General features: G+C 60.2%; 1 protein-coding gene. It reads left to right on the top strand.

The window, feature by feature from the left end; genetic code table 11:
* Positions 1–48 precede the first annotated feature (48 nt).
* A protein-coding gene (locus tag DV20_RS36765; protein WP_407638373.1) for an IS3 family transposase occupies positions 49–1,304 on the top strand; the annotation gives its coding sequence in 2 pieces (ribosomal slippage) (positions 49–334 and positions 334–1,304; 1,257 coding nt in all).
* Positions 1,305–1,308: the final 4 nt, after the last annotated feature.

The following is a 1,308-nucleotide window of genomic DNA, read 5'->3' as shown; positions in this document are numbered from 1 at the left end:
TAAACCGGCCTGGGTTGGTGAGAGGGCATGATGTAACGCAGGAGGAACATCATGGCTATCAGCCCCTACGACCAGGAGATCCGTCAGCGGGCGGTGCGCCTGTACTTCGAGGAGCTCGCTGACGGCGCTTCATCCAAGGCAGCTGCACTACGCGCTGTCGAAGCTGTCATCGGCATCAAAACATCCACTATCCGCAACTGGGTACGCGCAGAAGAGAAAAAGGTGGACGTCGCCGTCGAGCAATCCGACGCCGAGAAAGACGCGGAACTTGCGGCCCTGCGCAAAGAAAATACCCGGCTCAAAGAAGCCAACGAGATCCTGAAACTGGCCTCAGCTTTTTTCGCCCAGGCGGAGCTCGACCGCAAACTGAAGTGATCGTGGACTTCCTCCGCACTCACCGGCACCTGTATTCCATCGAGCGGATGTGCCGCGTGCTCAACGAGCATGAATACGCTATTTCACCAGCAACGTTCTACCGCTTCCAGGCCCGTGGTTTCGGGCCCACCCCCGCCGAGCTGGACGAGGCGTATGCCGCGCACCGGCTCTTTGAGCTGTGGCGGGCCAATCGGCGGGTCTACGGGCGACGAAAACTTTGGAAAACCGCCCACCGGGCAGGCTGGAACATCGGCCGTGACCAGGTGCAACGCCTCATGAATATCCTTGGAATCGCGGGTGTACTCCGACGCAAGACCACACGCACCACCGTTGCTGATCCCTCCGCCGAGCGTTTCCCGGATCGTATTCAACGGGCCTGGTCGCAGGCTCAGCGCCCCGATCAGTGGTGGGTCGCGGATTTCACGTATGTGCACACCAGCTGCGGTTTCAGCTACGTGGCTTTTGTCACCGACGTGTTCACCCGTGAGATCCTGGCGTATGTCGTGGACACCCGAGCCACGAAATCTTTGGTCATCCGTGCGCTGCGACAGGCACTGGCGCTACGCCAGCGCCAGGACCCGTATTTTGAATCAGCTGGGGTGATCCATCACTCGGATGCGGGCTCACAGTACACCTCCACAGATCTCCGCCGGCTGCTGGCCGTCCACCAGATGGACGGGTCTATCGGCACCGTCGGCGACGCCTACGACAACGGTCTGATGGAGTCAACGATCGGGCTGTACAAGTCTGAGCTCATTGATTTCGAGGCAGGGACGTGGACGGACTGGGGTGAGGTGGAACGCGCCACAGCCGGATGGGTCCACTGGTATAATCACGAGCGGTTGCATTCCTCGCTCGGGCATATCCCGCCGATCGAGCACTACACCAACTACCAACGAGAAAACTACGCAGGCCTTCACGCCGCGTAACACG

Origin of the sequence: Amycolatopsis rifamycinica, from assembly GCF_000695625.1 — a bacterium.
GTDB lineage: Bacteria > Actinomycetota > Actinomycetes > Mycobacteriales > Pseudonocardiaceae > Amycolatopsis > Amycolatopsis rifamycinica.
Note: the sequence above shows the minus strand (reverse complement) of the source record. Positions and strands in the feature narration are given on the sequence as shown.